This window comes from Streptomyces sp. NPDC002580 (assembly GCF_042889485.1).
GTDB lineage: Bacteria > Actinomycetota > Actinomycetes > Streptomycetales > Streptomycetaceae > Streptomyces.
This window is the reverse complement of sequence record NZ_JBIAQZ010000002.1, coordinates 481,766-504,097: the sequence shown is the minus strand read 5'-3', so window position 1 is coordinate 504,097 and position 22,332 is coordinate 481,766. Positions and strand designations below refer to the sequence as shown.

The following is a 22,332-nucleotide window of genomic DNA, read 5'->3' as shown; positions in this document are numbered from 1 at the left end:
GCGACGACGGGAAGGTGACGACAGGACCTAGGACGGGAGCGGACGGGACCGGACCCGGCCCTGTCCCGGCCGGCGGGGCAGGGCCGGGGACGGCCCGGGACGGAACGCACCGCCGGCGCGAACCAGGGGGCCGGTGCGCCGTGGCCCCGAGTTCGGGTGTCTAGCGCGAGTCCGACGTGGTCCGGGGGCTGTTCAGGGCCTCCTCCAGAGAGACCGAGGGCGGCAGGACGCGGTCCAGTCCGGTCACCTGGAGCACGCGGAGCGTCAGCGGATGCGTGCAGACCAGGTGCAGTCGGCCGCCGCGGTCGAGGACGCGGCGTCTGGCCCGGTACAGCAGCCGCAGGCCCGAGCAGTCGAAGAACTCGACGGACCGCAGGTCGATGACGACCTGCGGTGCCGGGCCCGAGGTGGCCGAGTCCAGGAGCGAGGTGATCTCGACCGCCGCGAGCAGATCGATCTCCCCGCGCAACTCCAGCACCACATGACCGTGGTCATGGTGGACACGCAGATGCCTGGTGCGCGAAGCGGGGTCGCTCGCCACGCGGACATCACCTCCAACCGGCAGTCGGCCTGTTCCCGAGAGCGGGGTCAGGGCCCACCGGGCCCGGTGACGTCACGTCACATGATGATCCTGGACGCGGTCCCGTGGCACCGATGGATGCAAAAGCGCTTCTCGCTCTGCAAGTTACCCTCGGTGGAGTGAATTCCAGCATGTTCGATTGACATATGTCTTCGCTGTGCGCGGCGAGTTGGGCTCTTCGCGTGCGCGGGGAGGGCGGGCCGACCGGACCCCTGGGAAGGCCGTCAGTCGACCACGAGCACGAGCTTCCCCGTGGTCCGGCCGGTGTCGCCCAGCGCGTGCGCCTCGGCGGCGTCGGCCAGCGCGAAGGTTCCGGCGATCGTGGGGCGCAACGCGCCCTTCTCGACGAGGTCCGCCACCGCCCGCATTCCGGTCCGGTCCGCGTCCACGAGCATCCGCACCGCCCGGACCCCGAGCCGCTTCGCCTCGTCGTAGAACTCGTCGGACCCCACCGGCAGGATGGAGACGGCCACGCCACCCGGGCGCAGCACGCGCAGCGAGCGGACTCCGGTCTCGCCGCCGATCGTGTCCAGCACGACGTCGACGTCGCGCACGGTCTCGGCGAAGTCCACGGCGGTGTAGTCGATCGGCTCGTCGACACCGATGGACCGCAGGTACTCGTGCTTGCCCGCGCTCGCGGTGCCGATCACGTACGCGCCGCGCGCCTTCGCGATCTGCACGGCCACGTGGCCCACCCCGCCCGCGGCGGCGTGGATCAGCACCCGCTGGCCGGGCCGTACGTCGGCCCGTTCGGTCAGCGCCTGCCACGCGGTCAGGGAGACCAGCGGGAGCGCGGCGGCCTGGATGTGGTCGATCACCGACGGCTTGTGGGTGAAGGCCCGGGCCGGCGCGGACACGTACTCGGCGTGCGAGCCGTGGCCGAACGGGTAGGACAGCATGCCGAAGACCTCGTCGCCGGGCTCGAAGGCGGCGACACCGATCCCGGTGGCCTCGACCACGCCGGAGACGTCCCAGCCGAGGATGAAGGGCGGCTCGCCGAGGAACCCTCCGGTCGCCCGGTGCTTCCAGTCGGTCGGGTTCACCCCGGCGGCCCGTACCCGGACCAGGATCTCGTTGGGCCGCGGCGCGGGTCGTTCGAGGGTCACTTCCTCGAGGACCTCGGGTCCGCCGAGGGCGTGCTGGCTGATGGCTCGCATGGTGTTCACAGTGCTCATGGTGGACAAGCCTGCCGGGGGACGCCCTTTCGGAAAATGGCACGATTGCCAACCTTCGATAGAATCGTGCCATGCAGCATGCGGAGCGGGTCGTGGTCCTGGCGCTCGACGGCGTCTATCCCTTCGAGCTGGGCATGCCCAGCCGGATCCTCGGCGCGGCCGACGGCCGCTACGAGGTGGTGACCTGCACCGTCGACGGAGGACCGGTCCGTACGGACGCGGACTTCTCGGTCACCGTCGACCACGGTCCCGAGGCCCTGGCCACGGCGGACACGGTGGTGATCGCGGCCGTCACCCCGGCGGCCATCCCCTCCGCCGACTCCGACGAGGTAGCCGCCGCCCTCGCGTTCATCCGCCCCGGCACCCGCGTCGTCTCCATCTGCACGGGCGCCTTCGTGCTGGCCGCCGCCGGGCTGCTGGACGGGCGCCGGGCGACCACGCACTGGCACGTGGCGGACGAGTTCCGGCGCCGCTTCCCGCGGGTCGACCTGGACCCCGACGTCCTGTTCGTCGACGACGGGGACATCCTCACCTCGGCCGGCGCCGCCTCCGGCATCGACATCTGTCTGCACATCGTCCGCCGGGACCACGGCAGCGACCTCGCCAACAAGGTGGCCCGGCGCTGCGTGGTCCCGCCGCTGCGCGAGGGCGGCCAGGCCCAGTACATCGAACAGCCCGTGCCGGAACCCTCGACGGCGAGCACCGCCGCCACCCGCGACTGGGCGTTGACCCGTCTCGGTGACCCCCTGACCCTGACCGATCTCGCGGGCCACGCGGGGATGAGCCTGCGCACCTTCGCCCGCCGCTTCAACGACGAGGTGGGCCTGAGCCCCGGCCGCTGGCTCATTCAGCAGCGGGTCGCCCGGGCCCGCCATCTGCTGGAGGCCAGCGATCTCCCGGTGGACCGGATCGCGGGCGAGGTCGGCTTCGCCACCGGCGCCTCGCTGCGCCAGCATCTGCACGCGACGATCGGCGTCTCCCCGCAGGCTTACCGGCGTACGTTCCAGGCCGCGCGCTGACCCTCCGAGCCGCTCGCGGGTCACCGAACGTTCGGCCGCGTCCGTACGTCGTAGGAGCGCGAACGGGCCGGAGGGAAAGGGGCGGGGATGCGCAAGGGGATCGTGGCCGCGGTGCTGTCGATCGGGCTGGCGGTGGCGGTGACCGGGTGCGGCGGGGATCAGCGCGGCGGCCTGGTCGTGGGGGGTACGCCGCCCCCGAGGCCGTACGCCGGGCCGCTGGACCTGCCGTACGAGGAGCACGCGGACGACGGCGACGGCGACGCGGAGGACTCGGGCGCGGCCGGCCGGGCCGTGGAGTGCGACGGAGAGATCCGCGGGGGCGCCGCGGGCGACGCGTGGAGCAGGCGTGACGGCGGTTCGACCCCCGAGGAGGGCCTGGACGCGTACTTCGACATCTACCAGCCCGACCTGCCCGGGCAGGGGTACCGGATCGAGCGCCGGGAAGGGGATCGCGTCCTGTTCTCGTACGACGTCGAAGGGCGGACCAAGGTCGCCGTCGTCGTCGCCAAGGACCAGCCGCGGCGCCCGGGTTGGGGCCCGGAGACCAGTGCTTTCTGCGACCTGTCCGAGTTCCCGGCGAGCTACACCGAGGCGCGGGGGGACGAGATCTGGACGGACCGGGACGGCTCTCGTGTTCCGACCACCGAGGTGATCAGCTTCCCCGGTGCCGAGCACTGCGACTGGCAGAGCGCGCACGTCCTGTCGTTGGGCCCGAAGGGCAGGATGTACGTGCGCGATCCGCGCGGGATCTTCTCGTCCGACCTGCTCACCGCCGCGTACGACGCGGACGTCCGGATGCCCGCCGACGCGCGTGACACCGGCTACCACTACCACGACTGGAGGCTCTGGCTGACGCCGGACAGGTCCACGGCGTACGTCAGGACCTCCGCCGGGGTGGAGGCGTGGCCCGCGGCGAGGTCGTTGTTCGGGTGCAGGTGAGGCGACTTTGGCCGCACGGCCGGGCGTTCCGGCTTTCGGACGGCGCCGTGCCGGTGCGGTCTCCGGCACGGCGCTCCACGACGGGCGGTGTCGGCGGGCTCCCGGTCAGAGATGTGGGCGGCCTTCGGTGTGCGGCGTCGGGGGCCGTGCGACCCGGAGGGTCAGCGGCTCAGGTGCAGTGCGACCAGCAGTTGCCAGACCTGGTCCGCGACGGCTTCCGGGGTGCCCTCCAGCAGGCCGTGCAGCCAGTCCGCGAGGACACCGGTGAACGTGGCGGCCACGGCGGAGGCGACGAGCGGGGCGTCCGGCGCGCCGGCGAGGGTGCGCTCGGCCAGGCTGCGGGCCCGCAGGTCGCGGTGGAGCACCCGGCCCAGCGGGCCACCGCCGCCCGGGCCGAGCAGCGCGCGGTAGAGGCCGGCGTGCGGGGCCAGCTCGGTGAAGAAGGCGTGCAGCGCGGGGGGCGCGGACACCGGGTCGGGTCGTCCGCGCCAGGCGTGCAGGGCCTCCACGGCCTCCCGTACGACATCGGCGCACGCGTCGACCGCCAGTGCCTCCAGGTCGGCGTAGTGCACGTAGAAGGTGGCCCGGCCGACCCCGGCCCGCCGGACCAGCGCGGCGACGCCGATCTCCTCCAGCGGGTGCCCGGCGCACTCCTCCAGCAGCGCCTGCCGGAGTTTCGCGCGGGTCCGGGCGGCGCGCGGGTCGTCGGGCGTCATCCGGCGGCGAGGACGGCGGCCAGCGCGAGCGCGCCCGGCAGGGCCTGGGCGAAGAGGATGCGGCGGTTCGCGGTGACCGAGCCGTACACGCCCGCGATCACGACGCAGGAGAGGAAGAAGACCTGCGCGGCGTGGCCGACCGGGTCCGCCGCGATCAACCCCCAGACGAGTCCCGCGGCCAGAAAGCCGTTGTAGAGACCCTGGTTGGCGGCGAGCGGCGCGGTCGCCCGGGCCATCTCCGCGTCGAATCCGTGCAGCCCCCGCCCCGGCTTCTTCTCCCACAGGAACATCTCCAGCGCCAGGATGTACCCGTGCAGCGCGGCCACCAGGCCCACCAGCACGTTCGCGACCGTCTCCATCGTCTGCGGACTCCGTTGCGCGTCGTCGTTTCTTGGACAGGTGTCCACTATAGCTGGACGGGTGCCCAGGAAATGACGGCGAGGTGCCCTGGACCGAGGGCGGGGCGCCGTCCGGCACCCCGCCCCGGGCGGGTCAGGCGTCCGGCGCCGCGTACACGCGCTCCCCTCCGACGTAGGTGAGCGCGACCCCGGTCTCCTTGATCGCCTCCGGCGGTCCCGCGAAGGGATCGCGGTCCAGGACCACGAGATCCGCGAGGGCGCCCACCCGCACGCTCCCGGTGTCGTCGAGGTGGTTCACGTACGCCGTTCCCGCGGTGTACGCCGTCAACGCGGCCGTCAGGCCGACGCGTTCGGCGGGCAGGAAGACCGGCCCCGGCTCCTGTGGACTCACCCGGTTGACCGCGACGTGGATGCCCTGGAGCGGGTCGGGGCTGCTGACCGGCCAGTCGCTGCCCGCCGCCAGTCGCGCGCCGGAGCGCAGCAGTGATCCGAACGGGTACTGCCGGGCGGCGCGTTCGGGCCCGAGGAACGGGATGGTCAACTCGTCCATCTGTGGTTCGTGGGCGGCCCACAGCGGCTGGATGTTCGCCGTGGCGCCGAGCCGCGCGAAGCGGGGGACGTCCTCGGGATGCACGACCTGGAGATGCGCCAGATGCGGCCGGGTGTCGCTCGGCCCGTTCGCGCCGCGCGCCGCCTCGACCGCGTCCAGCGCGTGGCGCACGGCACCGTCGCCCAGCGCGTGGAAGTGGCACTGGAACCCGAGCGCGTCCAACTCGGTGACGTACGCGGGCAGACGGGCCGGATCGATGAAGCTCTTGCCCCGATTGGCCGTGGCGCAGCCGCACTTGTCGAGATAGGGGTCGAGCAGCGAGGCGGTGCCGTTCTCGGCCACCCCGTCCAGCATCAGCTTGACGCTGGTCGCCCGGAACCTGCCGTGCCGCAACTCGGCCCGCCGCTCCACGAGTTCGGGGATCTGCTCGGCGCTCCGGGCCCTGTCCCACCACAGGGCGCCGACCACCCGCGCGGTCAGTGAACCGTCCCGGGCCGCCGTCATGTACGCCTCGGAGGGGTCCTCCATTCCCAGGAAGGTGCCGACGATCGCGTCCTGCCAGGCGGTGATGCCGAGCGCGTGCAGATGCCGCTGGGCGTGCAGCAGCGCGGCGAGCCGGTCGGCGGCGGTGGCCGCCGGGGTGAGCCGGCCGACGGACTGCATGGCCCCTTCCTGGAGCATGCCGGTGGGCTCGCCGGACGCGTCCCGCTCGAACCGTCCGTCCGCCGGGTCGGGCGTGTCCCGGGTGACGCCCGCGAGGCGCAGGGCACGGCTGTTGACCCAGGCGCCGTGGTGGTCCCGGTTGGGCAGGTACACCGGCCGGTCCGGGACGACCGCGTCCAGCAGCTCCTTGGTCGGCGTACCGCCCTCGAAGGCCTCCATGGACCAGCCGCCCCCGGTGATCCACTCCCGCTCGGGGTGCGCGTCGGCGTACGCGCGCACGGCGGCCACGGTGTCCTCGGCGGTCCTCGCGCCGGTGAGATCGCACTGGCCGAGTTCCAGGCCCGCCGGGACCGGGTGGACGTGCGCGTCCTGGAACCCGGGCAGCAGGAGCCGTCCGGCCAGGTCGACGACCTCGGTGCGCGGCCCGATCAGTTCGTGGACCCCGGAGCCTCCGACGGCGGTGATCCGCTCGCCGGTGACGGCCACCGCGGTCGCGGCGCGGCCCTCGGGGGTGAACACCGGACCGCCGGTGAAGAGAAGGTCAGCGTGCATGTTCCGTTTCCTTGGTCGTGTTCTCGGTCGTGGTGTCCGGACGTGCTCAGTCGGGGACGGCCAGGAGCTGGGGCGCGTCGGCGTCGGTTCCCCGTCCCGTGGTGAAGTACGCGGATCCGCGGACCCACTTGGCGTACGCGCCGGCCGCGAAACCGGACACGATCATCAGGGTGGGCGTCAGCAGCAGGAACCAGCCGTTGTCCGCGCTCACCTCGAAGTGGTCGGTCGAGGAGCAGAAGGACCAGACGAGGTAGCCGCCGAGGCCGAGCAGCGCCACGGCGCTCAGCGCGGGGAGGACGACCGCGCGTATCCCCTCCCACCGGTTCTCGCGGAGCAGCCCGCGGAACCGGGCGGCCGCCGCGAGGGCGATGAGCGCGTACGACAGCGCCACGACGATCCCTACGGCGTTGACCGTCGCCATGATCATGTCGGCGAGCCGGGGGATCACCAGGGAGAGCGTGGCCACGACGGCGGCCATCGCGCCGATCAGCAGTGTGCCCGTCGCCGGAGTCCCGTACCGGGCGCTGACCCTGGACCACACGGGCCCGAGCGTACGGTCCCGGCTCATCGCGAACATCCCGCGCGCCGTCGGGATCACCCCGGCCTGGAGGGAGGCCACCGCCGAGAACATCAGCGCCACCAGCGGCAGCGCGGCCAACGGCCGGTCGGCGAGCCGGTTCCCGAGGAAGGCCAGCCCCTCGGCTCCGTGCCCGGCCAACTCGTCCTCGGAGAGCACGCGTTGGAAGGCGACGGAGCCGAGCAGGAAGAGCCCCAGCATGGTCACCAGGGTGATCGTCCCGGCCCGTGAGGCGTCCCGCGGATCACGGACCTCCTCGTTCACGGTGAACGCCGACTCGAAGCCCCAGTAACAGAACACCGACAGCAGCAGCCCCTGTGCCAGAGCCGTCGCCGAGGGGATCTGGAAGGGGTCGAACCAGCTCAGGCTGAAGGCGTGCGGGCCGGTGACGATGCCGTATCCGCAGAAGCCCAGCAGGACGACGTACTCGAAGACCAGCAGCCCGCTCTGGAGCCGCGCGGCGGTCCTGACCCCGGTCACCGCGGTCAGGGTGACGGCGACGAGGACCAGGACGCCCACGGCCGTGCTCTGGGCGGTCGAACCCGGATCGAGCCTCGGACCGGCCACCTCGCGCAGACCCGCCTCACCCGCCAGCTGGATCATCGCCGAACCGGTCACCGCCGTCGTGTACGCGAGGAACGCCACCGTGGCCACGATGCTCACCCAGCCGACCAGGAACCCCAGCCAGGGGCTGAGCGAACGGCCCACCCACACATAGCCGTTGCCCGCGTTCGGCTCGACCCGGTTGAGCCGGGTGAAGGCGCCCGCGATCCCGAGGATCGGCAGGAACGCGAGCAGCATGATCGCGGGCAGATGCAGCCCGACCACCCCGGCGGTGATCCCGAGACCGATGCCGATGCTGGTCGTCGCCGCCGTACTGGAGGCGGCGATGGCGACGCCGTCCATGACGCCGAGCGTCCTGCGCAAGGACGGGGGATCCACACCGTACGACTTCTGCGTCATGGCCTGCTCCGATCGCACCCGGGGCCTGAGTCCGGCCCGATGAGCGGAAATGAAACTGCCCGGGGCCTTAACAGGTCAACGCTGTTGACATAAGGTGCCCGCACCGGAGGGAGACCCATGACGTCCACGAACGACCGCGTCGTCGCGCCCGCCGCCCGGCGGCGCAGACGCCCCACCAAGACCGGCGTCGTCCTCTCCGAGGAACTGATCGTCGAGACCGCCCTGCGCCTGCTCAAGGAGCACGGCGCCGACGCGCTCACCGTCCGCCGCCTCGGCCTCGCCCTCGGCGCCGACCCCAGCGCCCTGTACCGCTACTTCCGCGACACCGACGACCTGCTGCTCGCGATCGCCGACGAGCTCATCGGCCGGACGCTGCGCACCTGGCGCCCCACCGGGGACTGGCGTGCCGACCTCAGGGACCTCGGCCTGCGCATGCACGCCGGGTCCCTCGCGCATCCGCAGGCCGCCGTGCTCAGCGCCTACCGGGTGACCGGACGGGTTCACGAGATCGAGGCGGTGGAGAAGATCATCGGCGTGCTGCGCGGCGCCGGATTCCCCGACCTCGAGGCGGTGCGGGTCTACCACGCGTTCGTCGACCAGTCGCTGGCGTTCGCGGCCCTGGACGCCGCGAGCGTCGCCCTGCCCCCGGCCGCGCGCGAGGCGGAGGCCGGCCTGTGGCGGGCGACGTACGCCCGGCTGCCCGCGGACAGCCACCCGAACATCGCGGCGACCGCCCGCCACCTCGTGGCCGACATGCGGCACAGCGCCTATCCGACGGCGCTCGACATGCTGCTGAGCGCGGCGGCGGCCCGGCTCGCGGAGATCACGGCGGGCGCGGGAGCCGACACGGCGGGCGGGGGAGGCGGCGGGAGCCCCGCCCCGCCCGGCCCGGCACACTGAGGCCCGCCCGACCGTCAACCCCGGAGCGCCCTCGAGACCGACCCGCGAGGGCGCTCTCCATATTCCGTCGACCAGGAGGCCGTCCGCAGATGAACCCGCCCGCCCGTACGCCGAAGCAGCGCAAGCAGGACACGATCGCCCGGCTGGAGACCGACGTCGACGTCTGGGTGTCCACCGCCGACAGCTCAGGCGGCGCGCCGTATCTGGTCCCGCTGTCCTACCTCTGGGACGGAACGACCCTGCTGCTGGCCACCCCCGCCGCCAGTCCCACGGGCCGGAACCTGCGGGAGACCGGTACGGTACGGCTCGGCCTCGGGCCGACCCGCGACGTGGTCCTGATCGACGGCACCGTCCGAACGCTCGAAGCCGCCGAACTGCCGGACGGAGCCGGCGACGCGTTCGCCGCCACGACCGGCTTCGATCCCCGTGAACTCGCCACCCACTACCAGTACTTCAGCGTGACACCGGAGCGCGTGCAGGCCTGGCGCGAGGCCGACGAACTCTCCGGACGCGACCTCATGCGCGGTGGCGAGTGGCTCGTGGCCGACTGAAACGCCCGGACGGGGTAACCCGGGACGGCAGGGCGGCGGCGGCCGGACGGCCGCCCCGGCGTCCCGGAAACCCCTACGGAGGAAACATGGCACTGGTCAGGGCAGCCGTCGTGGTGCTGGACTGCGCCGAGCCCGAGAAGCTCGCCGCCTTCTACAAGGAACTGCTCGGCGCCGAGGAGATCGTCGCCACCGCGAACCGGGTGGAGATCAAGGGCGTCGACGGCATGAGGATGGCGTTCCGGCGTGACATGAACGTCACGCCGCCCAGCTGGCCGCGCCCCGAGGACTCCTTCCAGGCCCACATCGACTTCCACGTGGACGATCTCGACGAGGTGGAGCTCCGGGTGATCGGCCTGGGCGGGCGCGCGCTCGACACCAGGGACGCGGCAGGACCGTACGAGGAACGCGGCTACTCCGACCCCGCCGGACACTCCTTCACCCTGCGCCGCACCCCGTCGACGGCGCCCAAACAGGGCTGACCGACGCCCCTCGCGGGCGGCCCCTCCCCGCAGGTCCGCCGTTCCCCCGCCAGGGATCCCTCGTCGGTCCGCCCGGCCGGGACCCCCGGCCGGGCACGGTCCTCAGTCGCGGCCGGATTTGTCCGGGGAGGGCCACACCCCCGTGGAACGCTCGATGACCTTCGCGCCCGAGCGGTCCACCGCACTGCGCACGACGGCGAAGATCGCTCCCTGGACAGCCGCGGCGAGAAGCACCTCGCCCCAGCCGCGTTCCTTGTCCAGGGCGTCGGGGGCGTCCTCCTCGTGACGTATCGCCATCCAGGTCTTCTGGAAGGCGATCCCCGCGAGCGAGCCGGCCGCCCAGCTCAGCACGAAACCGATCGGCTTGTAGGTCAGGGACAGTTGGCGCTTCTTCTGCTTCTTGGACACCTGGGGCTCCTTCTTCGTTCTCCGGTCAGGGCCGCGGGGCCGGCACCCGTTCTCCCGCGGGCACCGGGCGGGACGGGGCGGTCGCCGCCCCTTCCGGGCCCGGCGCTCCCCGGGCCGAAGCCGACGGTGTCATCGAACCCGGGCGTCCGGTAGAGGCCCCGGCCGTACGTCGGCCCGCTCCCGCCCGGTACGAGTGCCCGATGTGCGGCCACCGATTCCCCGGATCGGCACGGTGTGAGGTGCGAGAGCAGGGGAAACCGGTCGAGGTGAGCGGTGACGACACGAAGGAACGGCCGGACGGGAACACGGACACACGCCGGAAGGAGGACGGATCGGACGGCAGTACGCGGGTCACCGTGTGGGTGGCGCTGGGCGCCAACCTGCTGATCGCCGTGGCCAAGGCGGCGGGCGGCCTGATCACGGGATCACCCGCGCTGCTCTCGGAGGCCGCGCACTCCGTGGCGGACAGCATGAACGAGGTGTTCCTGCTGGCCGCGCTCCGGCGCAGCCGCCGCCCCGCCGACAGCAAGCATCCGTTCGGATACGGCAAGGAACGCTTCTTCTGGTCCTTGCTCGCGGCCGTCGGGATCTTCGTGATGGGCGGCTGCTTCTCCTTCTTCCAGGGCTTCGAGGCACTCCGCGGCGGCGCCGAGGAGTCCTTCGGCGGCTACCTGGCGGGGATCGCGGTGCTCGGCGTGGCCCTGCTCGCCGAAGGCGGCTCGTTGCTGCGGGCGCTGTACCAGGTGCGCCGGCAGGGCGGCGCCGACGCGATGCGGGACCCCGCCCTGCGCACCGTCGTCGCCGAGGACGGCACGGCGGTGATCGGGGTGAGCCTCGCGATCCTCGGCATGGTGCTCCACATGGTCACGGGCCAGGTCGTGTGGGAGGCCTGCGCCTCCATCGCCATCGGGTTCCTGCTCGTGTACGTCGCGTTCCGGCTCGGCCGGGACGCGCGCGACCAGCTGATCGGCCGGGCCCTCGACGAGGAGCGGAGCGGACGCATCCGCGAACTGCTGAAGGCGCAGCCCGAGATCGACAGCGTCGAGGCGCTGCTGACCATGGAGCTGGGCCTCGGCTCATCGCTGGTGGCCGCCCGGATCGACCTCGTCCCGGGACTCGACAGCGAGGAGGTCGAGGAGGTCGCCGTACGGATCAAGCGCTCCGTCGCCCACACCTTCCCCGAGGCCGACCAGGTCTTCCTCGACGTGACCGACGCCCGGACCGCCCGCGCGGCGGCCCGCCGGGGGGAGACGGCGGCGAGCGACCGGGCCGGGGACGGCGGCGCGACGACGGAAAGCCCCGCCGCGACGGGGGAGCGCGGCGGGGCCTGAGATCCGGGTGCCCGACGGCCGGCGGTTCATGCGCACCGGACTCCACGGAACCGCGGGAGCGATCGGCGCGGGCCGCCCGGGAGCGTCAGCCGGTCGGTTCCAGCACGAAGACGGGGATCTCGCGGTCGGTCTTCTTCTGGTAGTCGGCGTACGGGGGGAACGCGGCGACCGCGCGCTCCCACCACCGGGCCTTCTCCTCGCCGGTGATCTCCCGGGCCGTGAACTCCTTGCGCTCGGGCCCGTCCTGGAGCTCGACGCGGGGGTCGGAGGTGACGTTGTAGTACCAGACCGGGTGCTTCGGGGCGCCGCCCAGTGAGGCGACCACCGCGTAGCGCCCGTCGTGCTCGACCCGCATCAGCGGGGTCTTGCGGATCTTGCCGCTCTTGGCGCCGCGTGTCGTGAGGATGATGACCGGCATGCCGGTGTCCATCAGCGTCGTGCCCTTGGTCCCGCCGGAACTCTCGTACAACTCCACCTGGTCCCGCACCCACTGCGTAGGGCTGGGCTCGTACTCGCCCTCAAGTGGCATGACTTCCGTCCCATCGTCGCATCGGAATGGTCGTGTCTCGGCATGATTCAACACCAGTACCCACACGAATCATCCGTACCGCCGCCCGGCGTGGCTCTCCGCGTCCGGCCGGCGGGAACTCACAGCGGGGCCGCGAGCATGCGCACGGCCAGCAGCGTGATCACGCCGCTCGACGCGAGCCCCGTCGCCAGCCGTCCCCGGTGTCCCGTCAGCGTCCGGCCGAGCAGCGCGCCGCCCCCGGCGATCAGGAGCTGCCAGCTCGCGGACGCGGCGAACGCGGCGAGGACGAACACCCCCTGCTCCAGCGGGCGCACCGCCTCGGCCGTCCGGCTGCCGAGCACCAGGGCGGCGAAGTAGACGACCGTGGTGGGATTGAGCAGCGTGATGCCCAGCAGCGCCAGGTAGGCGCGGGCCGGGCGCGGCGGATCCTGCCCGGTCCGGGCGGCGAGCCGGCGTTCACGGTACTGGCGGACTGCGACGAGGGCGCCGCGGACCGCCAAGGCGGCGAGAACCAGCGCGGAGAGCCACCGCAACGGGACCAGCACCGGTGTCAGCCAGGCCGCGAGGGCCGTACCGCCGAGGGCGGCCACGAGGGCGTACAGACCGTCGGCCGTCGCCACGCCCAGCGCGGCGGAGGCGCCGATCCGCAGGGACGTACGAGCGGTGAGGGAGACGAGGTAGGTCGCGACCGCTCCGACGGGCATGGCGATGCCGTAGCCCGCGAGAAGCCCCGCGACGAGGGCGGCGGTCACGAGCCGGAGAGCTCGGGCCTTCGCGGTCGGCCGGGCTGCTGCTGGACCCGCACCGGACGGACGGCGGCGGAGGTCGGCGGCAGGAAGGCTTCGATCGTGGACATGGGCCGATGGTCGGGGCAGCGGAGGTGCCCGCGCAACCGGGTTTCGCGCGACACCGGTCGGTGATCCACCAGAGGCCGCGAGACCGGACCCCGCGACGACACACCCCCTGGCGCCTGTGCGCGCGGCCGTGACCGGGTCCGCGATGATGCTTGCGCATGTTCCGTTCCCTGTAACCGAGTTCGCGTTCGCGTCGCCGTCCCCGTGCCGAGGAGGAGTCCCCATGACCGCCCGCCCGCCGCTGCCGCCCTTCACCCGCGAGACAGCCCTGCGGAAGGTCCAGGCCGCCGAGGACGCCTGGAACACCCGGGACCCGCACAAGGTCTCGCTCGCCTATTCCGAGGACTCGGTCTGGCGCAACCGGGACACCTTCGTCACGGGCCGCGCCGGGATCGTCGAGCTGCTCACGGAGAAATGGGCGCGCGAGCGCGAGTACGCCCTGCGCAAGGACCTCTGGGCCTTCGACGGCAACCGCATCGCGGTCCGTTTCCAGTACGAGTCGCGGGACGCGGACGGTCAGTGGTGGCGCTCGTACGGCAACGAACTGTGGGAGTTCGACGGACAGGGTCTGATGACCCGGCGTGAGGCCTCCATCAACGACGTGCCCATCGAGGAGGGCGAGCGCCGCATCCTCGGGCCGCGCCCGGAATCCGAACGCGGGGAGACCTTCCCGCTCCGGTGAGGGGCCCGGCCCGGTCGCGGTCCCCGTCCTTTCCCCGGGCCCTGTCGTCACGTTCCCGCCTGCCCCGCGACGCCAGGCACGCTCCCCCGAGCTCTGCGAGCAGGGGGGACCCCCACTCGCCGCACCGGGCGAAGGCCCGAGCGCGTCCGGTACGAGGGGCTCCGCCCGGCACGCCGGGAGCCCGCACCCGACGCCGCGGGGCCGCCCTCCGGGCGACGACGGGAGGGTGACGACAGGACCTAGGCTGCCCACGTGAGTGAACCCACCGAGAAGCCCTTCCTCTACGTCGTCGTCTGCGCGGCGGGTATCGCCGAGGATGTCGGCACGTTGATCACCGCGGCCCAGGAGCGGAACTGGGAGGTGGGCGTCATCGCCACGCCCCAGGGACTCGGCTTCATCGACACGGCGGCGGTCGAGAAGCGGACCGGCCGCCCGATCCGCTCCGCCTGGCGGGCCCCCGGCGACCCGCGCCCGTTCCCCGCGCCGGACGCGGTTGCCCTCGCGCCGGCCACCTTCAACACCGTCAACAAGTGGGCGGCCGGCATATCCGACACCCTCGCCCTCGGAACGCTCTGCGAGGCGTACGGACTCGGTGTCCCCATCGCCGTACTGCCCTGCGTGAACGAGGCGTTGGCCGCCCACCCCGCCTATCGCGCGAGTGTCGAGCGGCTGCGCGGGATGGGCGTCCGCTTCGGGGACCCGTACGCCGGGGAGTTCCGACCGGACGGCGGGCGAAGGGACTTCGCGTGGGAGCGCGTCCTGGACCTGCTCACACCCGACCCGCGGCACCGTCCCGTGACACCCACCCGTACGTGACGGCGGGTCGGTGTCACGGGCGGCGGAAGAGCGTGATCGAGTGGCCGACCTCGTCGATCCGGCGGCTGGTGGCCAGCAGGGCCTTCAGTCGGGCGTCGGCCTTGTCGATCGAGGTGTCGGACACCACGAGCAGTCCGTGCACCTGGTCCGCGGGCACCGTGCGCGGATCGTCCGAGGCGATCCCGTAGGCGGACGGCACACCGGCGCCCTTGTACACCAGCCACACCTTCTCGTGCGGATGGTCCCGGTCCAGCCGGTCGGCGAGGCGTCCGAGGTCCTGGCCCCAGTCGACGTTCGAGTCGTGCAGACGCAGATAGGTCTTCTCGGGGCCGCCGAACGCCTCGTTCGAGTACGGCAGGTAGTACGGGTACGTCAGCAGCGAACTGACGGCCGTGAACAGGACCAGCGCCGCCGTCACGATCCCCGCCCACCGTCTCCGTACCGCGACGGCACAGCCCGCCGCGACCGCGAGGAACACCGGCATGAACAGCGCGTAGCGCACACCGAGATCGCGGGACCCGGTCATCGCCGAGGCCAGCAGCAGCGCCGGCGGGACGAGGAGGTACGGGGCGGCGGGCCGCAGCCGGCGCACGGCGAGCAGCGCCGCCGAACCGGCCGTCCACAGCGCCGCCATGCCGATCGGGGTCTTCACCAGCAGCGCCGCCGGCAGGTAGTACCAGAGGGAGCCCCGGTAGAGGTGGCCGAAGAGGAAGCCCTGCCAGGTCGCGTTCTCGAAGCCGAACTGGACCCGCATCCCGTCCCGGTACGGCTGTGGCACGGGCAGCAGGTCGATGAGCAGCGCGCGCAGTCCGTGCACGGCGGGCAGGTCCGCGGGCGCCGTCCAGCGCAGCCGCGGATCGACGGTGAGATAGGCCGCCCACACCACCGCGACCGCCACCAGGGCCGCCCCCGCCGCGGCCGCCGCGCCGCGCCCGAGCAGTCGGACTCGCGACCGGACGTCGTCCTTCGGTGCCGCGCCGGGTTCGGCGCGGCCCGCGTGCCACACGGACACGACCGTGAGGACCAGCAGCAGCGGAACGGCCGGGAGCATGCTCATCTTCGTCGCCACCGCCGCCCCGAGGGCCACACCGGCGAGCGGCACGTACGGCAGCGGTCGGCGCCTGGCCCGCCACACCAGCCACACCGACGTCAGCAGGAAACCCGACGCCGGCATGTCGAGCGTCGCCAGGGAGCCGTGCGCGATCACGTCGGGCGAGAACGCGTACAGCGCGAGCGCGACCAACGCGCCGACCCGGCCCACGAGTTCACGCGCGAACGCCAGGACGACCAGACCGGACAGGAGCGTCAGGACGATCACCGGAAGCCGGGCCCAGAACATCACCCGCCAGGGATCGTTGCCGGATTCGTACAGCACGCGCCGCCCGAGTTCCGTCTGGTCGCCCTCGAACGCGGGGTCGAGGTGGGGGCGGGCGAACAGCAGCCCGCTCCCGATGACCAGCTTGCCCAGCGGCGGATGCTCGGGGTTGTAGCGCAGGTCGTGCTGCTGGACGTAGACCGTCGCCGTTCCCACGTATACGGGCTCGTCGATCGTCGGCGTCTGCTGCACGGCAGCGGTGACCATGGCGAGGGCCATCTGGCCCAGCAGCAGGACCACGGCCACGACGAACAGCGCCCGCCGGTTCCGCCGCAGCCGTTCGAAGCGCGTCGGCGGCGCCACCGCGCCGTCCGCCGGGGCGCGGTCGTCGTGCCTGCTGGCCATGAATGTCGGCATGCCCTTTGTTACGTCCGCTCCCTGGGAGCCTGCTCACCGGCCGGCCCGGGGATTCGGGAGCGCGTCGAGGCGCCGGCCGTCATCGTCCGGCCGGCGCCCGGGCAGGGGAGTCACGAGTATGCCCGGACCTTCGCGCGACGCGACCCTCCGCACGACTCAAGGGGTCGCGCGGGGCTTCGCGTGCGGGGCGTACTCGGCCCCGACCGGGCGGGCCCCCACAGGGTGCCGAACTCGTCCCGGTCGCGGCCGTGCCCCCGTCCCGGCCTTGTCTCAGTACGGTGAGGCCGGGTCGCGCGGCCCCACCGAGACCGCTCTGCGCAGGGCGGCCCGCCAGGCGAAGGCCACGGCCAGCTCGACCAGGCCGATCAGGATCATCCACAGGCCGAGCAGCCGGGTCAGGGCGCGGGCCGACTCGGTCGGCAGCGCCAGGACGACGATTCCCGCGATGACGCCGATCGCCGCCGCGCACAGGACGAAGCCGCGGTGCGGCAGGTCCTTGCTGGCCAGGGCCGTGTACGCGGTCAGCACACCGGACACCAGCCAGACGACGCCGACGATCAGCGACAGCGCGGCGATGGTCTGCAGGGGGTTGCGCAGGCACAGGACGCCGGCCAGCACGTAGAGCACCGAGATCAGCAGCGCGGCGAACCGGTTGCCCTGCTCCCGGTGGCCGAAGACCGACACGAAACGGAACGCGCCGATCACGAGCAGGTAGAGGCCGAGGAGAACGGCCAGGACGTGCAGGGTCTCCTCCGGCCAGATCAGGATCAGGATGCCCGGGACCAGCGTGGCGAGCGCCGAGCCGAGAAGCCAGGTCCAGGAGGCACCGACCCCGGCCAGCATCGCCGTGGGGTCACCCGGGGGCGCGGAAGCCGTTCCGTCGGGCCGTGTGCCCGATCCGGTGTACGGATCCGAACCGTGGGATTCGGTCATGGCTCCTCCTCACGCGGTCGAACGGTCCCTTGCCGGACCGCCGACGGGGCGGTGGGTGGATTCCCTCGGTCCAGGGTTCCGTGCGCGGGCCTCCCGCGGGTCACCCCGCACGGGTGATCCTCGGACCGGCGAATGATCCTCGGACCTCGGGTTCACTCCGGCAGCTGGCGCATCTCCACCACGCGCAGCCCCAGCGACCGGCAGCGGGCCAGCAGCCCGTACAGATGCGCCTCGTCGACGACGGGGCCGAACAGGATGGTCTGTCCGGAGATCAGCACGTGGTCCATCTCCGGGAACGCCTCGGACAGCGTTTCCGACAGATGTCCCTCGACGCGGATCTCGTACTGCATGCGGGCTCCCCACGGCAGGCGGCCTGGGGCAGGCGGACGGCCCTTCCCCACGATCATCCGGCGCACCGCCTCACACGCCCTCACCCGCAAAAGGTGAACCTGGGCCCGAGGCGCCGCCTCGCGCGTTCACGCCTGCCCGGCGGAGTCGGCCGGGGGGCCAGTGCCGGGAGACTCCGTCCGGCCGCCGGCCCGCCCGGTCGGCAGATGTGTCGTGACCAGGAAACTGGCCAGCGTGATGCCGCCGGCCGCGAGGATCGCCGCCTTCAGGCCGTTCAGCTGCGCGGTCGCGTAGGAGTCCGTGACGGCGTCCACTTCGGACGGCGGCAGCCCGGCCTGTTCGGCGGCCGTGTGCACCTGGTCGGTGGAGACGAAACTGATGCCCGCCTCCAGAGCGACACCCGTCTTTTGGCGTGCCTCCTCCGACAGGTCCGGATTCTTCGCCACCTGGGTGGTGAAGGCCTGGGCCAGGGCGCCGATGAGGATCGATCCGATGAGCGCGGTCCCGAGCGCGGAGCCCAGGTTCTGGGAGGTGAACTGCAGACCGCCGACCTCGCTGCGCTCCTCCTCGCCGACGGTGGACTGCACCACGTTGCCCAGCTGTGAGGCGAGCAGCCCCATGCCGACGCCCAGCAGGGCCATGGCTCCGGCGAACTGGGCGTCGTCGATGACCGGGTCGATGGTGGCCAGCAGCCACACGATGGCTCCGAGCAGGGTCACCAGGGCCAGCCTGACCACCCGGCGCGGCCCCATCACCCGCCCCAGCCGGGACGCCAGCACGGAGGCCACCAGCATGGTGACGGACACCGGGAGCAGCCGCAGTCCCGTCTGGAACGCGTCGAAGCCCTGCACCACCTGGAGATAGAGCGGGATGGCGAAGAACAGCCCCAGCAGGATGAGGTTCTGGCTGACCAGCGTCAGCAGACCGGAGCGCAGTGGCAGTTTGTGCAGCAGGGACAGATGGATCAGCGGGTCGGCGCCGTGCTCCTCCCTCCGGCGCTCCCACTTGGCGAAGGCGGCCAGGACCAGCACCCCGGCCGCGACGACGAACAGCGTCGGAGCGAACCCCAAGACGGTGAAGGGAGGGTTCCGGGGCTGTACCCATCCCCAGGAACTGCTCTGGAGCACACCGAGCACGCCCAGCCCCAGTCCGGCCGCCGACAGGGCGGCGCCCACGCCGTCCAGCCGGGGGCGGGGCTCGGGACGGGGCGATTCGGCGATCACCTTGCGGAAGAGGAGCATCGCGACGACGACCACGACCTCACCCGCGAAGACCAGACGCCAGGTGAGGTACGTCGTCACCCAGCCGCCCAGCAGCGGTCCGACGGCGATGCCCGCGCCGGCGAGCCCGCCGATGACGCCGTAGGCGACGGCCCGGTCCCGTCCGGTGTAGGCCTCCGCCACGAGGGCCGCCATGGCCGGCAGCACCATGGCGGCACCGAGCCCCTCGATGACCGACCAGCCGAGCGTGAGCACCCACAGGGTGGGAGCCACGGCGGTCAGGGCCGACCCGAGGCCGTAGACCATCAGTCCGGCGATGAACATGCGCCGGCGTCCGAGGATGTCGCCGAGCCGCCCACCCGTGGACATGAAGGCCGCCATGACCAGCGCGTAGAGCGTGATGACGGCCTGGATGGCGGTGACCTCGGTGTCGAAGTCCTCGACCAGCTGGCTGATGGACACGTTCATCACGGAGGTGTCCAGGACCATCAGGAACTGGGCGGTGCCGAGCACCATCAGCGCGCTCCAGTGCTTCACCGGTAACCACCTTGTCGAGTCGGCCCGCGACGCCGATGCGCCGGACAGTGGCGTACGGCCCCTGCTCCGTTCCCATGAGACCGGAGGACGGCGCCGCGCGCCTCACCCCCGGCGGGCGACCGGAGCCTGCGTTGCGACTTTCCGCACAGGGGGTGACGATCAGTGTGCGGAGGCTGTTCCGGGGAGGAGCTGTGGACCCGGACCGCATCGGATCCGACGCGTCGCCGCAGCCGAGAGATCGCGGAGGCAGAACCCCATGGCAGGGCTCCTGACCCCAGGGGGTGACCCCCTGCTCGCCGTCCGGTTCACCGTTCCGGACCTGACGGAGACCTTCGTGCGCAGGCCCCGCCTCCTCGAACGTCTCACCGAGGGTGTGCGGGGCCCCCTGACCCTCGTCAACGGACCCGCGGGCGCGGGCAAGACCCTGCTGGTCGCCCACTGGATCTCCACGACGGAACACCCGGGCGACATCGCCTGGCTGACCGTGGAGCACGAGGACACCGGCCCCGGCATCTTCTGGACGTACGTGCTGGAATCCCTGCGGCGTCACGGGGCGGATGTTCCGGACGGCATCGGAAGCCCCTCCAGCCCCGGCGATGTGGACCATTCCCTGCTGACCCGGCTCGCGGACTGGCTGAGCGAACGCGCGGATCCGGTGGTCCTGGTGCTCGACGAATTCGACCGGGTGGGTGCCTCGGCGGAGATCGCGGACGAACTCCAGTTCGTCCTACGCCATGCGGGCGGTGGCCTGCGCCTCATGATCATCAGTCGTACGGAGCCGCAACTGCCGTTGCACCGCTATCGCGCCGCGGGAGAGGTCGCCGAGGTCCGGGGTGCCGACCTGGCGTTCGTCCCGGGAGAGACGGCCGCCCTGCTGGGCCGCCACGACATCCGGCTGTCGGACGACAGCACGCGGTCGCTGACCGAGTGGACCAGAGGATGGGCCGCCGGGCTGCGGCTGTGCATCCTCGCGGCGCAGCACGTCGACGATCCGGACACGTTCCTCAAGCACTTCGAGGCGGGCCAGAGCACGCTGGCGGACTTCCTGCTGGCCGAGGTGCTCGAGGCGCAGACGGACGAGACACAGGACCTGCTACTCCGTTCGAGTGTCCTCGAACAGATCCACCCGGATCTGGCCAACGCCCTGACGGGCCGCGACGACGCGGACCCCATCCTGGCCGGACTCCAGCACGCCAACGCGTTCGTCGAGGCCATCGGCCACTCCTGGTACCGGCTGCACCCCCTGTTCGCGGAGATCCTGCGCGTCCATCTGCGCGTCAGACTGCCGGGTCTCGAACCCGAACTGCACCGGCGGGCCGCCCGCTGGCTGAGCGACGCGGGACTGCTGGCCGAGGCCCTGCCGCACGCGGCGGGAGCGGGCGAATGGGAGCTCGCGGCGGACCGCTTCATCGACGAGCTGGCCATCGGCCGGCTGCTGACGGGCCTCGACGCCGAGCGCCTCGACGGACTCTTCGCCGCGATGGCCCCGGACGCCGCCGGGCCGGCCGCGTGCCTGGTGCGCGCCGCCCGCGAGCTGATACGCCACGACGTCGAACGCGGCCTCGACCATCTGCGCCGGGCCGGGGAGAACCTGACCGGCGAGGGAGACCACGCGGCCGCCCTGCGACTGAGCCACGCGCTGCTGCGGGTGTTCGTCGCCCGGCTGACCGGCTCGGCCGACCTGGCGGAGACGGCGGCCGAGGAGGTGTCGGCCGCGGAGCGGTCTCTGCCGGCCGAGCGTCTCGCACAGCATCCTGAGCTGTCCGCCCTGGTGCTCACCGACCTGGGATCGGCACGGTTGTGGGCGGGGCGCTTCGACGCCGCCCGGGCCGCGCTGTCCGCCGCCGCGGGGGTGGACGACGGACCCTCCACCGCGTACCCGCGGCACGAATCGCTCAGCCGGCTCGCCCTGATCGACCTCCTGTGCGGCTGGCCCGGCCGCGCGGAGTCGCACGCCCGGGCCGCGGTCGCCGAGGCGGAGCGCTCGGGACTGCCGCCCGCCGCCCGGACCGGGGTCGCTCAACTCGTCCTGGCGGCGGTCGCCGTCGACCGTGACGACCTCGCGGCCGCGCAGACCCACCTGGACCAGGCGACCGCCTCCTCCACGGCCCCGCCCGATCCCGTCGCCGCCGCGGGACTCGGTCTCCTGCGTTCCCGGATGCTGCTGGCCAAGGGGCACGCGAAGGAGGCGTTGCGCGTCCTGGAGGAGCTGAGGCGGTTCCCGCGGGGCGTGGAGCCCTCGCCGTGGGTCGGCGACCGGGTGGCTCTGGGCATGTCCACCGCCCATCTGGCCCAGGGGGATCCGCTCGCGGCCCTGGAGGTGCTCGCGGCGGCGGCGGCCGTCGGGCCCGAGGCCACGGTGGCCGCCGCCCGTGCCCGGCTGGCGACCGGCGACAAGGAGGCCGCGCTCGTCCTGCTCGACGAACTCGCCACCGAGCGGGACGAGGGACCGGGCGTCACCGTCCGGGTGCTGCTGGCCCGGGCGCAGACCGCGGACGCGCTGGGCGACGACGCCACCGCCCAGCGGCTGGTGGCGCGGGCGCTGCGGCTGGCCAGGCCGGAGCACCTGAGACGGCCGTTCGTGGAGATCGGCCCCTGGCTGCGGTCGCTCGTACGCCGTCGGCCCGTCCTGGCCCAGGGCCAGGAGTGGCTGCCGCTGATGACCGAGGTCCGGGGCACGGTGCCGGGCCCGCAGCCGGGCCCGGCACTGGTGATCGAACCGCTCAGCGAGCGGGAGCAGGAAGTGCTGGAGCGCCTGTCGCAGATGATGTCGCGGGAGGAGATCGCCGCCGACCTGCATCTTTCGGTCAACACGGTCAAGACCCACCTCAAGAGCGTCTACCGCAAGCTCGCCGCGACCCGTCGTGGTGAGGCCGTACGACGGGCCCGCGACCTGCACCTCCTGTGAGCCGCGGACCC

At 72.7% G+C, this 22,332-nt stretch carries 22 protein-coding genes; 9 read left to right on the top strand and 13 right to left on the bottom strand.

What is annotated here, in order from left to right; translation table 11 throughout:
- Positions 1-160 precede the first annotated feature (160 nt).
- Both ACFYW7_RS08690 and ACFYW7_RS08685 read right to left on the bottom strand, forming a co-directional pair.
- Positions 161-541: an anti-sigma factor antagonist gene (locus ACFYW7_RS08690; RefSeq protein WP_389499498.1), complete on the bottom strand. Its 381-nt coding sequence runs from the start codon at positions 539-541 to the stop codon at positions 161-163.
- A 263-nt stretch (positions 542-804) separates the two neighbouring features.
- Positions 805-1,755 (bottom strand): NADP-dependent oxidoreductase, encoded by a 951-nt coding sequence (locus ACFYW7_RS08685; RefSeq protein ID WP_389499496.1) that lies wholly within the window; start codon positions 1,753-1,755, stop codon positions 805-807.
- A gap of 71 nt (positions 1,756-1,826) precedes the next feature.
- On the opposite strand from ACFYW7_RS08685, the gene ACFYW7_RS08680 reads away from it, so the two are divergent.
- Together ACFYW7_RS08680 and ACFYW7_RS08675 are read left to right on the top strand one after the other, a co-directional pair.
- Entirely contained in the window at positions 1,827-2,774 is a 948-nt protein-coding gene (locus ACFYW7_RS08680) for a GlxA family transcriptional regulator (RefSeq protein ID WP_389499494.1), read from the top strand.
- An 87-nt stretch (positions 2,775-2,861) separates the two neighbouring features.
- Positions 2,862-3,713, top strand: coding sequence for a hypothetical protein (locus ACFYW7_RS08675; RefSeq protein ID WP_389499492.1), 852 nt, complete (start codon positions 2,862-2,864; stop codon positions 3,711-3,713).
- A 161-nt stretch (positions 3,714-3,874) separates the two neighbouring features.
- Here the strand turns inward: ACFYW7_RS08675 and ACFYW7_RS08670 are convergent, their stop codons facing one another.
- From ACFYW7_RS08670 to ACFYW7_RS08655, 4 genes are all read right to left on the bottom strand, one after another.
- Positions 3,875-4,429: a TetR/AcrR family transcriptional regulator gene (locus ACFYW7_RS08670; RefSeq protein WP_389499490.1), complete on the bottom strand. Its 555-nt coding sequence runs from the start codon at positions 4,427-4,429 to the stop codon at positions 3,875-3,877.
- Complete coding sequence (locus tag ACFYW7_RS08665; RefSeq protein ID WP_389499488.1) at positions 4,426-4,788, bottom strand: DUF1304 domain-containing protein; 363 nt, start codon at positions 4,786-4,788, stop codon at positions 4,426-4,428. Before ACFYW7_RS08665 ends, ACFYW7_RS08670 begins: the two co-directional genes overlap by 4 nt.
- Positions 4,789-4,921: 133 nt before the next feature.
- The gene (locus ACFYW7_RS08660) at positions 4,922-6,553 is read right to left on the bottom strand and encodes an amidohydrolase (RefSeq protein WP_389499486.1); all 1,632 of its coding nucleotides are present in this window, start codon (positions 6,551-6,553) and stop codon (positions 4,922-4,924) included.
- A gap of 46 nt (positions 6,554-6,599) precedes the next feature.
- Positions 6,600-8,093 carry an APC family permease gene (locus tag ACFYW7_RS08655; RefSeq protein ID WP_389499483.1) on the bottom strand — a complete coding sequence of 498 codons (1,494 nt, stop codon included), beginning with the start codon at positions 8,091-8,093 and terminating at the stop codon, positions 6,600-6,602.
- A gap of 117 nt (positions 8,094-8,210) precedes the next feature.
- On the opposite strand from ACFYW7_RS08655, the gene ACFYW7_RS08650 reads away from it, so the two are divergent.
- The 3 genes from ACFYW7_RS08650 to ACFYW7_RS08640 all read left to right on the top strand — a co-directional run bounded on the left by ACFYW7_RS08650 (position 8,211) and on the right by ACFYW7_RS08640 (position 10,023).
- Positions 8,211-8,993: a TetR/AcrR family transcriptional regulator gene (locus tag ACFYW7_RS08650; protein ID WP_389499480.1), complete on the top strand. Its 783-nt coding sequence runs from the start codon at positions 8,211-8,213 to the stop codon at positions 8,991-8,993.
- A gap of 89 nt (positions 8,994-9,082) precedes the next feature.
- Positions 9,083-9,544 (top strand): pyridoxamine 5'-phosphate oxidase family protein, encoded by a 462-nt coding sequence (locus ACFYW7_RS08645; RefSeq protein ID WP_389499478.1) that lies wholly within the window; start codon positions 9,083-9,085, stop codon positions 9,542-9,544.
- Between the two features lie 86 nt (positions 9,545-9,630).
- A complete protein-coding gene (locus ACFYW7_RS08640; RefSeq protein ID WP_389499476.1) occupies positions 9,631-10,023 on the top strand; it encodes a VOC family protein in 393 nt (130 codons plus the stop codon).
- A gap of 102 nt (positions 10,024-10,125) precedes the next feature.
- Here the strand turns inward: ACFYW7_RS08640 and ACFYW7_RS08635 are convergent, their stop codons facing one another.
- Entirely contained in the window at positions 10,126-10,431 is a 306-nt protein-coding gene (locus ACFYW7_RS08635) for a DUF4235 domain-containing protein (RefSeq protein WP_389499474.1), read from the bottom strand.
- A 200-nt stretch (positions 10,432-10,631) separates the two neighbouring features.
- Between ACFYW7_RS08635 and ACFYW7_RS08630 the strand changes: the two genes are divergently transcribed.
- Positions 10,632-11,762: a cation diffusion facilitator family transporter gene (locus tag ACFYW7_RS08630; RefSeq protein ID WP_389499472.1), complete on the top strand. Its 1,131-nt coding sequence runs from the start codon at positions 10,632-10,634 to the stop codon at positions 11,760-11,762.
- Positions 11,763-11,847: 85 nt separating this feature from the next.
- Here ACFYW7_RS08630 and ACFYW7_RS08625 read toward each other — a convergent pair whose 3' ends face one another.
- Together ACFYW7_RS08625 and ACFYW7_RS08620 are read right to left on the bottom strand one after the other, a co-directional pair.
- Entirely contained in the window at positions 11,848-12,291 is a 444-nt protein-coding gene (locus tag ACFYW7_RS08625; protein WP_389499470.1) for a nitroreductase family deazaflavin-dependent oxidoreductase, read from the bottom strand.
- Between the two features lie 119 nt (positions 12,292-12,410).
- Entirely contained in the window at positions 12,411-13,043 is a 633-nt protein-coding gene (locus ACFYW7_RS08620) for a LysE family transporter (protein WP_389499468.1), read from the bottom strand.
- Positions 13,044-13,368: 325 nt separating this feature from the next.
- Between ACFYW7_RS08620 and ACFYW7_RS08615 the strand changes: the two genes are divergently transcribed.
- Together ACFYW7_RS08615 and ACFYW7_RS08610 are read left to right on the top strand one after the other, a co-directional pair.
- Positions 13,369-13,827 carry a nuclear transport factor 2 family protein gene (locus ACFYW7_RS08615; protein WP_389499466.1) on the top strand — a complete coding sequence of 153 codons (459 nt, stop codon included), beginning with the start codon at positions 13,369-13,371 and terminating at the stop codon, positions 13,825-13,827.
- A gap of 252 nt (positions 13,828-14,079) precedes the next feature.
- The gene (locus ACFYW7_RS08610; RefSeq protein ID WP_389499464.1) at positions 14,080-14,643 is read left to right on the top strand and encodes a flavoprotein; all 564 of its coding nucleotides are present in this window, start codon (positions 14,080-14,082) and stop codon (positions 14,641-14,643) included.
- 13 nt (positions 14,644-14,656) lie between these two features.
- On the opposite strand, the gene ACFYW7_RS08605 is transcribed toward ACFYW7_RS08610, so the two are convergent.
- The 4 genes from ACFYW7_RS08605 to ACFYW7_RS08590 all read right to left on the bottom strand — a co-directional run bounded on the left by ACFYW7_RS08605 (position 14,657) and on the right by ACFYW7_RS08590 (position 19,413).
- Positions 14,657-16,363 (bottom strand): ArnT family glycosyltransferase, encoded by a 1,707-nt coding sequence (locus ACFYW7_RS08605; protein WP_389499462.1) that lies wholly within the window; start codon positions 16,361-16,363, stop codon positions 14,657-14,659.
- A gap of 282 nt (positions 16,364-16,645) precedes the next feature.
- Positions 16,646-17,308: an HdeD family acid-resistance protein gene (locus ACFYW7_RS08600; RefSeq protein ID WP_389499460.1), complete on the bottom strand. Its 663-nt coding sequence runs from the start codon at positions 17,306-17,308 to the stop codon at positions 16,646-16,648.
- A 152-nt stretch (positions 17,309-17,460) separates the two neighbouring features.
- Positions 17,461-17,658, bottom strand: coding sequence for a hypothetical protein (locus ACFYW7_RS08595; RefSeq protein ID WP_266764350.1), 198 nt, complete (start codon positions 17,656-17,658; stop codon positions 17,461-17,463).
- 126 nt (positions 17,659-17,784) lie between these two features.
- Entirely contained in the window at positions 17,785-19,413 is a 1,629-nt protein-coding gene (locus ACFYW7_RS08590) for an MFS transporter (RefSeq protein WP_389499457.1), read from the bottom strand.
- Between the two features lie 256 nt (positions 19,414-19,669).
- On the opposite strand from ACFYW7_RS08590, the gene ACFYW7_RS08585 reads away from it, so the two are divergent.
- Entirely contained in the window at positions 19,670-22,321 is a 2,652-nt protein-coding gene (locus ACFYW7_RS08585) for a LuxR C-terminal-related transcriptional regulator (protein WP_389499455.1), read from the top strand.
- Positions 22,322-22,332 lie beyond the last annotated feature (11 nt).